Below are 14,697 nucleotides of genomic sequence, written 5' to 3'. Positions count from 1 at the left end.
TTCGTCGGACAGGGTGAAGACACCGAACCGACGGGAGTGCTGATGACGGACGTGGTTCTCGAAGAGCGCCGCCACCTGATCAACCTCGCCTACCGCCTGCTGGGCTCGCTCGCGGAGGCGGAAGACGCCGTGCAGGAGGCTTATGCCCGCTGGTACGCGCTCTCCCAGCCACAGCAGGAGGCGATCGTCGCTCCTGGTGCGTGGCTGACCACCGTGACCAGCCGCATCTGCCTCGACCTGCTCGGTTCCGCGCGCCACCGCCGGGAGAGCTACGTCGGCTCGTGGATTCCCGAACCGCTGCCCGATCCCGCCGAAGGGCACACGGCCGATCCCGCGGACCGCGTCACGCTGGACGAGTCGGTCGGCATGGCGTTCATGGTGGCTCTCGAGTCGATGACGCCGGCCCAGCGCGTCGCACTCGTGCTGCACGACGTGTTCCGCTACTCGTTCGCGGAGATCGCCGAGATCACCGGCCGCACCCCTGCCGCGTGCCGCGAGCTGGCGTCCTCGGCCCGGCGCCGGGTCCGGGCGTTTCCTCCGCCCGCCGCTTCGGCGGGTCGTCAGACCGTTCTGGTGCGCGACTTCAAACAGGCGTGGGAGACCCAGGACATCGCGGCGCTCGTCGGTCTGCTGGACCCTGACGCCGTGTTCACCGCCGACGGTGGCGGCAAGGTCCTGGCGGCGCTGGAGCCGATCGTCGGCGGCGAGGAGATCATCGCGTTCCTCCTGCGGGTCGCCAACTCCGTCGTCGGCGACTTCTCGCTGCTCGAACGCACGGTCAACGGCCAGGCGGGACTGCTGGTGCGGTACCACGGGGTCATCTCGTCGGTCTACGCGTTCGACGTCGAGGACGACCGCATCACGCGCATCTGGGCCGTCCGTAACCCGTCGAAGCTGCGGCCGTGGATCAGCTGACGGCCTCGACGACCGTCTTTCCGCCTGGCCGGACCGCCACGGTCGTGTAGGTGTAGGTGACTCCGTTCTCCGTGCGGGTGTGGGCGGGGCGCTGCACGCCGTCCACCTTCACGCTCGGGTAGGTGCCGGTGAATCGCGCTTCCCAGACGTAGCCGCTACCGCCTTGGTTGGTCACCGCCGACTTCGTGCCGCCGTCGTGGCGCACGGTGAACTTTCCTCCGCCGATCGCGATGTCGGCTACCTCGAGCCAGTCCATGCCCTGGGGCAGACGGGACTGCGTGGCGAGCTTGTGCTCCGGCGCGTTCGGCACGACCCCGAGCAGGCCTTCGACCGTCTGGGACAGCAGGGTGAACGACACCTCGGGGTAGTCGCCGTTGGGTCCTTGGCGGGCAGCGACGTGCCTGGTGTCCCGGGCGTTGTAGACGTGGTTCATCCAGTACCAGGCGGTGTCCGGGCGGTTGTTGGCGAAGAACGTGTCCGGCAGGTAGGTGATCGCCTCGATGTTTGTCGGCTTGCCCGTTCCCCTGGCCTGCTGGTCGATGTAGTCGAGGTAGGCGTCGCGCCGTGGTCCGGGGTCGAGGATCTGCTTCATCGGCATGAACCAGCTGTTCTCCTTGCCCCAGCCCGTCAGCGCCTGACCATCCACTGTGTACGCGCGGACCATCGCCGCGCCGGAGCCGGTGCCTGACCAGGTGGTGTTGAAGTAGGTCCTGAGGTTTGCCGCCGCCTGGTTGAACTTCATCTCCGTGGTGGTATCTCCGCGACCGCGGGCGAGTGAGGCCATCGCACGGAACGCCTGGTACTGCGAGGCGATCGAGTCACCGGCCTCGGCCAGGGGCTCGTCGCTCTGCTCGTTGTAGCTCGCCGCGCCCTGGAAAATGCCCTTGCCGGTGCCTTCCGCGACGCCGTTGGGTTTGGCGGCGTCGTGCAGGCTGATGAAGTCCTCGGTCGCCCTGCGGTAGAACTCCCACAGCGCCGGGTCCCGTACGTACCTCTGGTCACCGCTCCAGCGGTAGGCCTGGTTCGCCTTCTCCACGAGCTCGAACGTCGCGGGGACCTCGCGGACGAACGAGTTCGGGTTCCTGTAGTCGATGCGCAGGTAGGTGTCGTTGTCGAAGTTCAACGCCCACACCGGGTAGTACTTGTGCTCCGGGGTGGACGACGCGGCGAACGCGTGTGTCATCGACAGGTTCTCGTCGTTGAGGCACAGCACCTGGGCACCGCCGAACTGGTGGACCATGTCGCGGGAGTAGTACCCGGTGCGGTGGGCGTATCCGGCCCAGTACGACGGCTGATAGGTCGCGGTGCCGGTGCCCGCGAGGGTTCGTTCGTCGACGTTGACCGGGCCGGTGGTGCCGGGCTGGATCACCCAGCTGTTCGCCTTCGCCTTGGCCCAGTTGAACATCTGCACGATCTGGGAGTTCGACGAGCTGATCGTGGGCGAGGCGGGGGCCGCCGGGGACACCATGAGGTCGTCCACGTTGACCCACCCCGTGCCCGCCTGGATCACGACCTCGACCTTGTCGCCCTGGGCGGTGGTGAACGGGCCGACGGAGTAGCGCGCGTAGTAGTCGCGGACAGGTAGCGTGGCCGTGCCCTTGGTGTCGCCGTTGACCTTGACCTTCAGCTCGCCTCCGCCGCTGGTGGCGATCCACGCCGACAGCACGTGCCTGCCCTGGCCTGCGATTGTCGTCTGGCTGATCGATTTTCCGGGGTCGAGGTAGGCGAGTTTCGTGCCGCCGTGCGGGTTGTTGGTGGCGGTGCCGGTGCCCGCACCGAACGTCCATCCCGTGGAGCCGTCCTCGAAGCCCGGGTTGGTGAACGGGAGCGGTGGCGGGGCTACCGCGGGCGCGATGGTGACGTCGTCGACGTTCACCCACGACTGGCCGGACTCGATGCTCACGTCCAGCACGTCGTTCTGGGCGACCGTGATCGTCGAGGTCTGGTAGCGGGTGTACGCGGTCTGCGTGGGGATCGCGCTTTCCGCGGTGATCGAGCCGCTCACGCGGACGACGAGCTTGCCGCCTGGCGCTGCCGCGGCGATCCAGGCTCCGACGGTGTACGCGCCCGCTTCCGCCGCGGTGATCGACTGGCTGATCGTCTTGCCCGCTCCCCCGTCGAGGTAGGCGAGGCCGGAGCCGGTGTGCGGGTTGTTCGTCGCGGTGCCGGTGCCGGCGCTGAACCGCCAGCCGGTCGGCCCGTTCTCGAACCCGCGGTTGACCAGGGTGAGCGGAACCGCCGCAGCAGCCGGCACCGACGAGACCAGCACCGCCACGACGACCGCGTACTTGCTCCAGCTCCTGCGAGGCATGCAAGCAGTCTGCAAGCTTTCACGCTGGCATTGCAAGTACGTCATTGTTAGCGTGATCGGCATGAAGGTCGGGATCACCGAGATCGCCGCGCTCGCGGGCGTGAGCGAGGCGACCGTGAGCCGGGTGATCAACCGGCGCAAGGGCGTCGCGCAGGCCACCCGCGAGGCGGTCGAGCACGCGATGGACGAGCTCGGCTACGAGCGCACGACGCCGAGCCGGTTGGTCGCGGTGATCACCGAACGCGTCTCGAACCCGTTCTTCGCCGACCTGGCCGAACGCATCGAGACGATCCTCGCGCCGCACGGCCTGAAGCTGATCGTGTGCCCTGCTTTCGCCGGCGGGGTGCAGGAACGCGAGTTCGTCGCCGAGCTCGCCGATCGCGGCATCGGCGCGTGCGTCTTCCTGTCCGCGAGCAACACTCTCGACGACGCCGATCCCGAGACGTTCTCGATCCTGCGGACGCGGCGCATCCCGTTCATCGCCGTCAACGGTGCCGTGCCGGGCCACGACATCCCGGTGTTCTCGACCGACGATGTGCTGGCCGCCTCTCTCGCCGTCGACCACCTGCACCGGCTCGGCCACCGGCGGATCGCGATGGTCTCCGGCCCCAAGGGCAACGGCCCGGCCGACCGCCGGGTGCGCGGTTTCGTGGAGGCGATGGAGAAGGTTCTGGGCATCGATGCCGCGGACTGGGTGATCCGCCAGCCCTACACGGTGGAAGGTGGCCAGGCCGCCGCTGCCCATGTCGTCCGCGCCGGTGCCACCGCCGTCGTGGCCGCCAGCGACTTCCTGGCGCTCGGCGTGATCCGCGGCGCGCGCCGGCACGGTCTCACGATCCCGGACGACCTGTCCGTGGTCGGCTACGACGGCACCATGATCACCGAGTTCGTCGACCCGCCGCTGACGACCGTGCGGCAGCCGTCCGACCGCATCGCCGCTCAGGTCGGCCACACGCTGCTCGCGTTGCTGAACAACCGCGACGTGCCGACCGGCGAGCTGCTCTTCGACCCCGAGCTGATCATTCGCGCCACCACGGCTCCGCCGCGCTAGATTCGATCTTCACGGATTCTCAACAGCATCTCCATCAGGACCTCGCGAAGTCCTGGATAGCGTCGCGATCTCGTTTGGGACAGATCGTTGACCGGGGAGGTTCGTTGTTTTCCAAGCAAATACTAGCGTTCGCCTTAGCCATAACACCCGTCGTTCCGGCCACAGCCGCGGCCGATGAGTCCACAAAGGACAGAGCGGGCGACGTGTTCGTCACTCTCGTCACCGGCGACCGGGTGGCGGTGCGCGACGGGAGAGCGGTATCCGTCGTGCGGGGCCCTGGTCGTGAGCGCATCCGGTTCGTCAGTGAGACCCACGACGGCAGGTCGTCCGTGATTCCCGAGGACGCGCTGGGACTCGTCGCGTCCGGGCAGGTGGACCGCAGGCTGTTCGACGTCACCGGGTTGATCGAGGCCGGCTACGACGACGCGCGGCGCAACACCACACCGGTGCTGGTGACCAAGCCCGCCGGTGTGCTGAGCGCCAGGCAGATCTCGGGCACCGACCTGACCGCGGCACAGGCGCCCAAGACGACCGAGGGCTGGCAGGCGCTGCTCCAGGGCGGCGGCAAGGTGTGGCTGGACGGCATCAGGCGGATCAGCCTGGACCAGAGCACCAAGCAGATCGGCGCGCCCGCCGCGTGGCAGGCCGGGATCACCGGCACGGGCGTCAAGGTGGCCGTGCTGGACACCGGGGTGGACGAGAAGCACCCGGACCTCGCGGGCAAGCAGATCGCCGAGCAGAACTTCACCCGCTCCCCCGGCACCACCGACACCATCGGCCACGGCACGCACGTCGCGTCGACCATTGCGAGCGGTGACGCGACGTTCCGCGGGGTGGCGCCGGACGTGCGGATCCTCGACGGCAAGGTGTGCGACGACCGGGGATGCCCGGACTCGTCGATCCTCGCCGGCATGCAGTGGGCCGCCGACCAGGGCGCCGACGTGGTCAACATGAGCCTCGGCTCCTCGGACACGCCGGGAGTCGACCCGATCGAGGAGTTGCTCGACAAGCTCTCCGCCGAGCGCGGCGTGTTGTTCGTGGTGTCGGCGGGCAACTCCGGCGCGGTGGGCAAGGAGACGGTCGGCTCGCCGAGCACGGCCGACGCGGCGCTGAGCGTGGGCGCGGTGGATCGCGACGAGACGCTCGCCGGGTTCTCCAGCAAGGGTCCGCGCAAGGGTGACGGCGCGGTGAAGCCCGAAGTCACGGCGCCCGGTGTCGGCATCGTGGCGGCGAAGGCGGGCACGACCGAGCGCGTCGAGATGTCCGGAACCTCCATGGCGGCGCCGCACGTGACGGGCGCGGCGGCGTTGCTCAAGCAGCAGCACCCCGACTGGAACGGCGCGCGGATCAAGGCGCAGCTCATCGCGACGGCGACGCCCAACGCGACGAACACCGCGTACGAACAGGGCGCCGGCCGGATCGACCTGGCGAAGGCGATCACGCCGGTCGTCACTGCGGACCCGGCGACGGTGCTGCTGGGCACGCACGACTGGCCGCACGACGACGACAAGCCGGTGACCGAGGAGATCACCTACCGCAACCCCGGCACGACCGAGGTCACCCTCGACCTGAGCCTGGACGTCAAGGCACCGGCCGGGATGTTCGCCGTGTCACCGTCGAAGCTGACGGTTCCGGCGGGCGGCACCGCGAAGGCGTCCGTGACCGGTGACAGCCGGGTCGGTTCGGAGGACGGCGGCTTCTCGGGTGCCGTCGTCGCGGCCGGTCCAGGATGGTCCACTCGCGCGCCGATCGGCCTGGTGCGCGGAGTCGAGATGTACAACCTGACCGTCAAGGTCACCGACCACGCGGGCAACCCGACCGGCAACCACTGGACGCGGATCACCGGCACCGACAACACCAGCTTCTTCCGCCTGCCCCAGGACCCGAGCGCGGTCGTGCGCGTGCCCAAGGGCAAGTACTTCGTGGACAGCCAGATGTTCGCCGCCGCGCCGGAGACCGCGGTCGACGTCCTGAGCTACTCCGAAGTGGACGTCAGCAAGGACACCACGATCGAGCTCGACGCCCGCCGCACGAAACCGATCGAGATCACCGCCGCCGATCCGGCCGCGCAGCAGAACCACGGTGACGTCAACCAGTTCCGCAAGACGCCGAGCGGCATCTCGTCGGTCAGCACGTACGCGCGGGCGGCCAGCGACCTGCGCCTCGCGGGCTTCGGTCCACGCCTGCCCGGCGCCTACCGAGTCGGCATCGGCGCCGGCCTCACCTCGGCCGACGGAACCCAGCACGCGTACGCGTTCGAGGAGCAGGGCATCCTGCCGACTGGCTTCACCAGGACCATCCGCAAGCAGGACGTGGCGCAGGTGAACACCAAGATCGGCCCGATGCCCGCGGGACGGCGGGCCAGCTTCGCCGTCAGCCCCGCCTTCACCGACGGCACCTCGTTCCCGTGGTTCTTCCCGGCGAGCCCGGGCACGGTGAAGTACGTCGTCAACAACGAGAAGGGCATCACCTGGGGCCGCACGTTCTACCAGGTGAACGGTGACGAGTACCCGCCGGAGATCTACTCCTACTCGCCCTACAAGTCCTACGCCGCCGGGAAGTCCTATGTGGAACGCACCAACCTCGCGGTCTTCGGCCCGTCGCTGAGCAGCGACTTCGACCTCGCCCGGCGCGGTGACGACATCGGCGTCAACGTGTCGCTGCTCGCCGACGAGGCAGGTGGGCGCGGCGACGCGGGCAAGTACGAGTCCGCGTCCACGAAGCTCTACCGGGACGGCACGCTGCTCGGCACCACGCCCTACCCGTCCAACGGCTACTTCCCGAAGGTGGGCGCGGGCGCGGCGACGTTCCGCGTGGAGAGCGAGATCGCGCGCAGCTCGTCCGAGCTCTCCACCAAGGTGTCCGCGGCCTGGACGTTCAAGTCGAAGACCACCGCGGACACGAAGTTCGCGAACGTTCCGCTCTCGGTCCTCCGCTTCGAGCCGGTGCTGTCCGACTCGAACTCGACGCCCGCCGGCGGGCTGCTGGCCGTACCGCTGTGCGTGCAGCAGTCGAAGAACCCCGACAACGGGCGGATCAACCGGATCGACGTCGAGGTGTCGTTCGACGACGGCAAGACGTGGCAACAGGTTCCGGTGGCTGGACGCACCGCGTTGGTGCGCAATCCCGGCGCAGGCTTCGCTTCGTTGCGGGCCAAGGTTTCCGACACCAAGGGCAACGGGTCCGAGGTGACGGTGATCCGGGCTTACCGGATCGGCTGACAGGTGTGGGGCGGGCCTGCCGTTCACGGCATCCCGCCCCTCGCCGCGGGGGTCGTCGTTCGCGGCGGCCCCATTTCGGTCTCAGAATCTCCAGGGGTCCGGATGCGGCTGGACCGCCGGGTTCTCCGACCACACGAGGCGCGCCTCCACGTCGAGCGACACCAGTTTCATCAGGCGGTCGACCATCCAGCCGTTCCACTGCACGTCCGTCGACTGCGGAATCCGGAAAGCAGGCAGATGGACCGGCACGGCGTCCGCACGGAACACCGACTTGCGGACCGTGCCGTCCCACTCCGGCTCCGACGACCTCTCCACGTCCAGGCAGTCGACCACCTTCTCGACCAGGAACACCAGCCACTCCGGGTCTTCGTGGCCGTCGATCACCAGCGGGCGCAAGGTTCCCGCAGCCTCGAAGTCCGCACGGAACCTCTCCGCGATTCGAACGCTCACGCACGGCGCCGCGTCGTCAGGCTTGAACTCGACCGGGCGCAGGGACCGTTCTCCGAGCCACTTGGCGTGGACAGGGTTCTGGTAACTGCCTGACGAGCCGGACAACTCCCAGCGGATCACATCGGTCAGATCACTGGTCTCGATGGACAACTCCCTGTAGGCGCCGCGTGCCTCACTCATGCCGGTGAGCAGGCGGTACACCGAGCGCTTCCGGGGAATGTCGGCCGTCACGCGGTCCAGTGTGGACCGCGTGACGGACCACCGCACGGTTCAGCGGCAGAGTTCAAGCTGGTTCCGGAGCTCCTCCACGTCCGCGCCGGGAAGTTCGAGCGCGGAGGAGAAGTCCCGCATCGCCAACTCCGACTGCTCGCACGCGAGGTAGGCCATGCCGCGGTTGAGCAGGACGTCCGGGTCCGCGCCGACCACGTCCAGCGCCAGCGTCAGGTCGTCGACCGCGATCTCGGCGTGGCCCAGCCGGAAGTGCGCCACCGCACGGTTGACCAGCGCGGCCGGATACCGCGGATCGCCCGCCAGCGCGGCGTCCAGGTGCGGCAACGCCTGTTCGGGCTGGTCCTGTTCGAGCTCGATGGTGCCGAGCATGGCGAGCAGCCGGGGCTCGTCAGGAGTCAGCTCCAGTCCTGCCACGACATCGGCGTGTGCAGCAACCGCATCCCCGCTCGCGAGCAGCGTTTCCGCGCGGGTCAGGCGGGTGTCGACGTCGCCGGGCTCCATCTCCAGCACGTAGTCGAAGTCGGCGAACGCGCCGTCCACGTCGTCGACCGCGAGGCGTGCGGTGCCCCGGTTGTAGTACAGCTCCGGGAACGGCGGCCCGATCTGCACGGCACGGTCGTAGTCGGCGAGGGCGGCGTGCAGGTCGCCGCGCTTGCGGGAGATCTTCGCCCGTTCGCTCAGGTAGTCGGTGTAGAGCGGGTCGAGGTCGATCAGCTCGGAGAACTCGTCGTACGCCTCGTCCGCTCGGCCCAAGGCCGCGTGCAGGCGGGCGCGGTTGTAGAACAGCTGCGAGCGGTGCAGCACCCATTCCTCGTCGTCTAGCTCGTCGTTCAGCCGCGCGATGCCGCCGTCGACGAGCTCCAGCGCGCGGGCCAGGTGGCCGCGGTGCATCTCGACCAGCGCGAGACCGTTGGCCTGGAACACCTCGTACGTGCGGCGTTCTGCGGGGTCGGGCAGCAACGAGGCCAGGGCGTAGGCGTTGTTCTGCCAGCCGACGGCGGTCTCGTGGTCGCGCGGTACGAAGAACCGGGTGTGCAGCATCGCGATGCCGTAGCTGGCCGTCATGTGGACCTTGGCGTCGGTGTACCGGGCCCGCAGGTCCATGTACAGCTCGAGTGACTCGGTCAACCTGCCCAGCGCCACCAGCGCGGACGCCGCGTGCTGGGTGAACCTGAGGTACAACTTCGGCTGGGCCACCGGGTCCGTGACCGCGCGGCCCCGCACCCCGAGATCCACGACGGCGGCGGAGAAGCCGATCTCGACGCAGAACTGGAACGCCCGGTCGAGCACCTCCTGGCCGCGGCCGTGCGGGTCGGTGCCCCGTTCGCGGTGGTAGGTGACGGCGCCGATCACCGTGCCCCAGTCGGCGCCGGGTTCCAGCTCGTCGGCGCGCTCGTCGTGAAGTCGTTGCAGCAAAACGGGATCAGCGGAACCGTAGGCGTCCATCTCCGCCCGGCTGTCGCTGGTTCCGTCGGATCGGACGTACGCGGCGACCAGCTCATCCTGCCCCCGGTCGTCCTGCTCGGGCGAGTCCGAGCACAAGGCATCCTCCGCGACGCGGTCCAGCACTGATGCCAGGTCCGCCGCAACGGAGTCCGCTGTGGACACAACGACCCGAAGAGTCGAAGGGTCGCAACGCCGGGCGAGCAACGCGACCAGCTCGCTCGTCGTCGGCTCGGCGGCGTGCATGTCCTCGAAAACAAGGCACAAAGGCACGTCCCCGGCCTCCGAACGCAGGCGCGCCAGGTCGATCAGGAACGTCACGACGCCCTGGCTCATGCACCGGATCATGTGCGCGCCGTAGAACCGCGTGCGCTGGGAGAACGGCCCGGCGGACGCGAGCGTCGACGGCGCGGGACCGATCAGCTCGGCCAGCTCGGGAATCCCGTACAGCAGCTCCACCTTGTGCCGCTCGACCAGGTCCGGCCAGCGCTTCTGGGCGTCGGGCAGCAGCGCGCGCAGGATCGTGTCCACGCCGGTGTACGGGCCGCGCAGCCGGTGGTGGCAGAGCGCCGTGATCACGCCGGCGTCGCCCAGGACTGACGCGAGGTGCCGCTGCCGGTCTGCCCGCCGGGCGCCCCGCAGGCGCAGATGCCGCTGTGGTGAGGGCATGTCAGCTCACTTCTCTTCCGATCCGGCGCTTGCGCCGGGCGAGGTGGGCGACCAGCGCGAGCTGGCCGACGTTGATCACCAGCGAGACGACCGCGTCCCAGAAGTAGAGGTCCAGGTGCCCGCTGCCGAGGTTGCGGCCGATGATCTCCACGTACTGCAGGACGATCGGGATCGAGCCGAAGATCGCGAGCCCGAGCATCACCACGATGCCCAGCAGCACGAACGGCCCGTACCAGCGGCCGGCTTTGCGGTCGTGTTCGGTCCACTGGCTTTCGTCCACCACGCGCTCAGGGCGGCGCAGAGCGCGCCACATCCTGTTGCGCAGCAAGGTGACGGCGGCGTCGTGCAGGTCGTGGCAGCGCAGCGCGGTGGAGAAGACGTAGTAGAGGTCGGTGCGCAGGTAGAGCTGGAACTGCCAGATCAGGCGCATCACGACGGTGAACCCCAGCGCGATCGCCACCCTGCCGGTCAACGACAACGCCCCGCTCGCATCACGGGTCACGTGCGCGAGCAGCCCCAGCAGGCCGAGCACGACGACGTCGGCGAGCATGCCCGACAGGAACGGCAGGTACCGCTTGCGGCTCTCGACGCTGAACAGGCCGTTCATCCGCGTCTCGAAGACGATGTACATGAACCGGTTGCTCATCCCGAGCTTGCTGGGCAGGCCGAGCCGCCGTCCCGCCAGCGTGTGGAAACCCTCGTGCAGGAACACCAGGGGCAGCTGGCCGAAGGTGATCACCACCTGCACCACCAGCGCGGACTGGACGAAGAAGAACTGGTGCGGGTCGGGCAGCAGGTCGTCGTGCCGAGCGCCGAGCACCAGCCAGGTCACCGTGATCGCGAGATAGACCAGCCAGGCCAACGGCGAGAACGCGGCCGCGCCGAGTTTCTGGAACCTGACCGGACGTGTCTCGGCGACGGTCTCACCGGTGCGCACGAACCCCAGTTCGTGCAACGTCTCCAGGAAGTCGTCCATGTCGATCGGCTCGCCGAACTCCGACTCGTACCACTCGGCGGCGCGCTCGGGCGACATCCCGTCGGCCATCCTGCCGAGCAGTGCGGCGCCGTCGGCGGGCAGTACCGCGTACGAACCGGTGTCCAGCCGGCCGACGACCGTTTCGTCCCCCTCCGGAACGAAGCTGAGGTCGTGGAAGAGCACTGGCGTGTCACTGCTCATGGCGCCTCCCGATGGCCGGGGGCCGCGCACGACGGCGCGGCCCCCGGTTCAGCTGATCAGGCCTCGACGCTGTACGGGCACTGGCAGGTGGCCGTCGTCAGGCGCACGTCGCCGGTGCGGCGCACGGTGATCTTCTTCATCTTCGACGTCGTCTTCACGTGTATTCCTCCCTCAAATCGCGCGGCGCGAATTTCGGCCGCACCAATTTCCTAACACGCCGAAGACCGCGTTCTGCGGCAGCAGAACAAGTTCAGAACACCAGCAGAACACCCCGATACGGGCCGTGAACAGTACCCATTCGAAATCCTGCTACCTCGTAGCCCGTTCAGCCGATGTGACGCCTGAAGTGCCGCGCCACGATCGAATACATCCAAGGGGAGGGAAAGAAAGTGGGGGACGTATACGCGCTGCTAGGACAGGAACTGCTGCGTCTGCGGCTCGAACGAGGACTGTCCCTGCGCAAGCTCGCCCGCCAGCTCGGAATGGCCGCACACAGTGGAATTGTCGACTATGAGCGAGGTGTCCGTATTCCACCTCCCGATCTCATGACCGCCTACGTGCAGGTTCTGCGACCGGAGGGAAACCGGCTGACGCAGCTGTACGAAGCAGCCATGGCCGATCGCGCGCAACAACGCGTTCTCAATTCGATTCAGCCGGAAATTCCCGACAGACCCGCCGACCTGGAATGGGTCGCGAAGCAGTACGTGGAACAGATCATGGCGTTGAACGACGTCGTGCGCGCCCTGGAGGAGCTCACCCGCGCGCTCACCGACGCGGTGGCCTGAAGCACCCATACCCGACAACCTGTCCGAACAGGACGGTGAGGCCGTATTCAGGCCAACGAAGTCCTTACGCGGCAAGGGATACAGTGATGAAGTCTGATCCCTTTCGAAGGACGTGAGTCATGGGCAACCTCGGCGCGACCGAACTGCTGATCATCGGCGTGGTGATCGTGTTGTTGTTCGGCAGCAAGAAGCTGCCCGAGATGGCCCGCTCGCTCGGGCGGTCCGCCAAGATCCTCAAGGCGGAGATCTCGGCCGAGACGCCGGAGGAGAAGCCCAAGACCACGCCCTGAACCTCCCGCGATCGCCCGGCCGGCGAGGTGGCCGGCCGGGCGATCACACCCTCAGTTACGAGGCGAGCGGAATGTCACCTCCGACGCCCCACTGGGTCGTGAACTGGCCGCGCACGTACCAGTTGCCCTCCCACGGCCGCCACACGGCGAGGTCGGTCACGCCGTCGCCGTTGAAGTCGCCGGGCACCGGAACGTCCCCGCCGACTCCCCACTGCGTCGTGCTGATCCCACGCACGTACCAGTTGCCCTCGGACGGACGCCACACCGCGAGATCCGCGACGGCGTCGCCGTTGTAGTCGCCCACAACGGGAATGTCGCCACCGATGCCCCACTGGGTCGTGCTGATCCCACGCACGTACCAGTTGCCTTCAGACGGACGCCACACCGCGAGATCCGTGATGCCGTCACCGTTGTAGTCGGCCGCAACAGGAATGTCACCGCCGATCCCCCACTGGGTCGTGCTGATCCCACGGACATACCAGTTGCCCTCAGAAGGCCGCCACACAGCGAAGTCCGTGACACCGTCACCGTTGTAGTCACCGGGAACGGGGATGTCGCCGCCGATGCCCCACTGGACGGTGCCGATGCCGCGCACGTACCAGTTGCCCTCGGACGGACGCCACACGGCGAAGTCCGTGACGCCGTCACCGTTGTAGTCACCGGGAACCGGGATGTCCGCGCCGATGCCCCACTGGGTGGTGCTGATGCCGCGGACGTACCAGTTGCCCTCCCACGGCCGCCAGACCGTCAGATCCGTGGTCCCGTCACCGTTGTAGTCGCCTTCCGGGGACCACCGGGTGAACAGCGAGTACAGCAGCCGGTTCGGCGAACCGGGTCCCGCGTCGCCGACCACGTTCGGCGTCGCGTTGCGGACGATCGCGTCGTGCACCCGTGCGGGAGGCGCGGCCGGGTGCCGCTGCAGGTACAGCGCCGCCACGCCGGCCACGTGCGGCGTGGCCATCGAGGTGCCGCTGATCGAGTTCGTCGCCGTGTCGCTGGTGTTCCACGACGACGTGATGCCGACGCCCGGTGCGAAGAGGTCGGTGCAGGTGCCGAAGTTCGAGAAACTGGCCCTGGCGTCGTTGGTGCCGGTCGCGTTCACGGTCAGGGCCTGCGCGACCCTGGCCGGCGAGGTCGAGCACGCGTCGGCGTTGGAGTTGCCCGCCGCGACGGCGTACGAGACGCCCGACGCGATCGAGTTGCGGATCGCCGTGTCCAGCGGGTCGAACGCGCCACCGCCCAGGCTCATGTTCGCCACCGCCGGCTTGACCGCGTTGGCGGTCACCCAGTCCACACCGCTGATCACGCCGGCGAAGCTGCCGCTGCCGGCGCAGTTCAGCACCTTGACCGCGACGAGCCGAACCGCTTTCGCCACACCGTACTCAGCGCCACCGATGGTGCCCGCCACGTGCGTGCCGTGGCCGTTGCAGTCGGTGTTGTTGCCGTCTCCGGTGGTGTTGGTGCCCCACGTCGCGCGTCCGCCGAACGTCGCGTGGGTGATGCGGATGCCCGTGTCGATCACGTAGGCGCGCACGCCCGCCGAGGTCGGGCCGTAGTTGTACCGCGCGTCCAGCGGCATGTTCCGCTGGTCGATCCGGTCGAGGCCCCACGACGGCGGGTTCACCTGAACGGCGTCCGCCTTGACGACCGCGTCCTGGTACACCGCAGCCACGCGAGGATCACGGGCCAGCGCCTTGGCGTTCGCCGCGCTGGTGTTGACCGCGAAGCCCTGCAGCGCGTGCTGCCAGCTCGCGGTCACGTTCCCGTTGTACTGCTTGGCGAGCGAGCCGGCACTCGCCGCCGCCACACCGTTGCGGAGCACGACCACGTACTGGTCCGCGATCGCCTTCCCCGCCGGTGCGGCGATGACGACCCCTTCTGCCGCCGAAGCCGTCGCCACCGTCGTCGACAACCCGGACGCGACAACGGCAATCCCTACAAGCGCACGCCGTATGGCGCGTCTGCCCGAGGTTTTCACAAACGCCCCTCTCGTTCGAGACAAGCCTTGTGCAGGTGCACGGACCGCGATCGGCCGATCGCGGAACGGATCCGTGCGCCCGACAGAGTGGTCGTCGGGGCCGGGGTTTCGTAACGGGGAAAACCGTTTTTCGGCCCAAATGACTCCGTCGGGACGAGCGGGGGCCGCGCATTCCG

10 protein-coding genes are annotated in these 14,697 nt (G+C 68.4%); 5 read left to right on the top strand and 5 right to left on the bottom strand.

Annotated features, from left to right (window positions below):
* Positions 1–42: 42 nt before the first annotated feature.
* Positions 43–915, top strand: coding sequence for an RNA polymerase sigma factor SigJ (gene sigJ / locus AB0M24_RS01785; RefSeq protein ID WP_363759458.1), 873 nt, complete (start codon positions 43–45; stop codon positions 913–915).
* Here sigJ and AB0M24_RS01780 read toward each other — a convergent pair.
* Positions 908–3,226 carry a hypothetical protein gene (locus tag AB0M24_RS01780; RefSeq protein ID WP_363759455.1) on the bottom strand — a complete coding sequence of 773 codons (2,319 nt, stop codon included), beginning with the start codon at positions 3,224–3,226 and terminating at the stop codon, positions 908–910. The two genes, sigJ and AB0M24_RS01780, sit on opposite strands and share 8 nt — an antisense overlap.
* Before the next feature lie 61 nt (positions 3,227–3,287).
* Here AB0M24_RS01780 and AB0M24_RS01775 point away from each other — a divergent pair, with 61 nt between their 5' ends.
* Positions 3,288–4,277: a LacI family DNA-binding transcriptional regulator gene (locus AB0M24_RS01775; RefSeq protein WP_363759452.1), complete on the top strand. Its 990-nt coding sequence runs from the start codon at positions 3,288–3,290 to the stop codon at positions 4,275–4,277.
* A 203-nt stretch (positions 4,278–4,480) separates the two neighbouring features.
* Positions 4,481–7,498, top strand: a complete 3,018-nt coding sequence (locus tag AB0M24_RS01770; RefSeq protein WP_363759449.1) for a S8 family serine peptidase — start codon at positions 4,481–4,483, stop codon at positions 7,496–7,498.
* Between the two features lie 81 nt (positions 7,499–7,579).
* Here AB0M24_RS01770 and AB0M24_RS01765 read toward each other — a convergent pair whose 3' ends face one another.
* The 3 genes from AB0M24_RS01765 to AB0M24_RS01755 are packed head-to-tail and all read right to left on the bottom strand — an operon-like array spanning position 7,580 to position 11,468.
* Complete coding sequence (locus tag AB0M24_RS01765; RefSeq protein ID WP_363759446.1) at positions 7,580–8,179, bottom strand: hypothetical protein; 600 nt, start codon at positions 8,177–8,179, stop codon at positions 7,580–7,582.
* Between the two features lie 39 nt (positions 8,180–8,218).
* Complete coding sequence (locus tag AB0M24_RS01760; RefSeq protein ID WP_363759443.1) at positions 8,219–10,291, bottom strand: tetratricopeptide repeat protein; 2,073 nt, start codon at positions 10,289–10,291, stop codon at positions 8,219–8,221.
* Between the two features lies 1 nt (position 10,292).
* Positions 10,293–11,468 (bottom strand): hypothetical protein, encoded by a 1,176-nt coding sequence (locus AB0M24_RS01755; RefSeq protein WP_363759440.1) that lies wholly within the window; start codon positions 11,466–11,468, stop codon positions 10,293–10,295.
* 389 nt (positions 11,469–11,857) lie between these two features.
* On the opposite strand from AB0M24_RS01755, the gene AB0M24_RS01750 reads away from it, so the two are divergent.
* Positions 11,858–12,253, top strand: a complete 396-nt coding sequence (locus tag AB0M24_RS01750) for a helix-turn-helix domain-containing protein (protein WP_363759437.1) — start codon at positions 11,858–11,860, stop codon at positions 12,251–12,253.
* 119 nt (positions 12,254–12,372) lie between these two features.
* A complete protein-coding gene (locus AB0M24_RS01745) occupies positions 12,373–12,543 on the top strand; it encodes a Sec-independent protein translocase subunit TatA (protein WP_363759434.1) in 171 nt (56 codons plus the stop codon).
* 55 nt (positions 12,544–12,598) lie between these two features.
* Here the strand turns inward: AB0M24_RS01745 and AB0M24_RS01740 are convergent, their stop codons facing one another.
* Positions 12,599–14,443, bottom strand: a complete 1,845-nt coding sequence (locus AB0M24_RS01740; protein ID WP_363759431.1) for a S8 family serine peptidase — start codon at positions 14,441–14,443, stop codon at positions 12,599–12,601.
* Between the last annotated feature and the right edge of the window lie 254 nt (positions 14,444–14,697).

The sequence above is a fragment of the Lentzea sp. NPDC051838 genome (genome assembly GCF_040681245.1).
Classification (GTDB): Bacteria; Actinomycetota; Actinomycetes; order Mycobacteriales; family Pseudonocardiaceae; genus Lentzea.
Note: the sequence above shows the minus strand (reverse complement) of the source record. Positions and strands in the feature narration are given on the sequence as shown.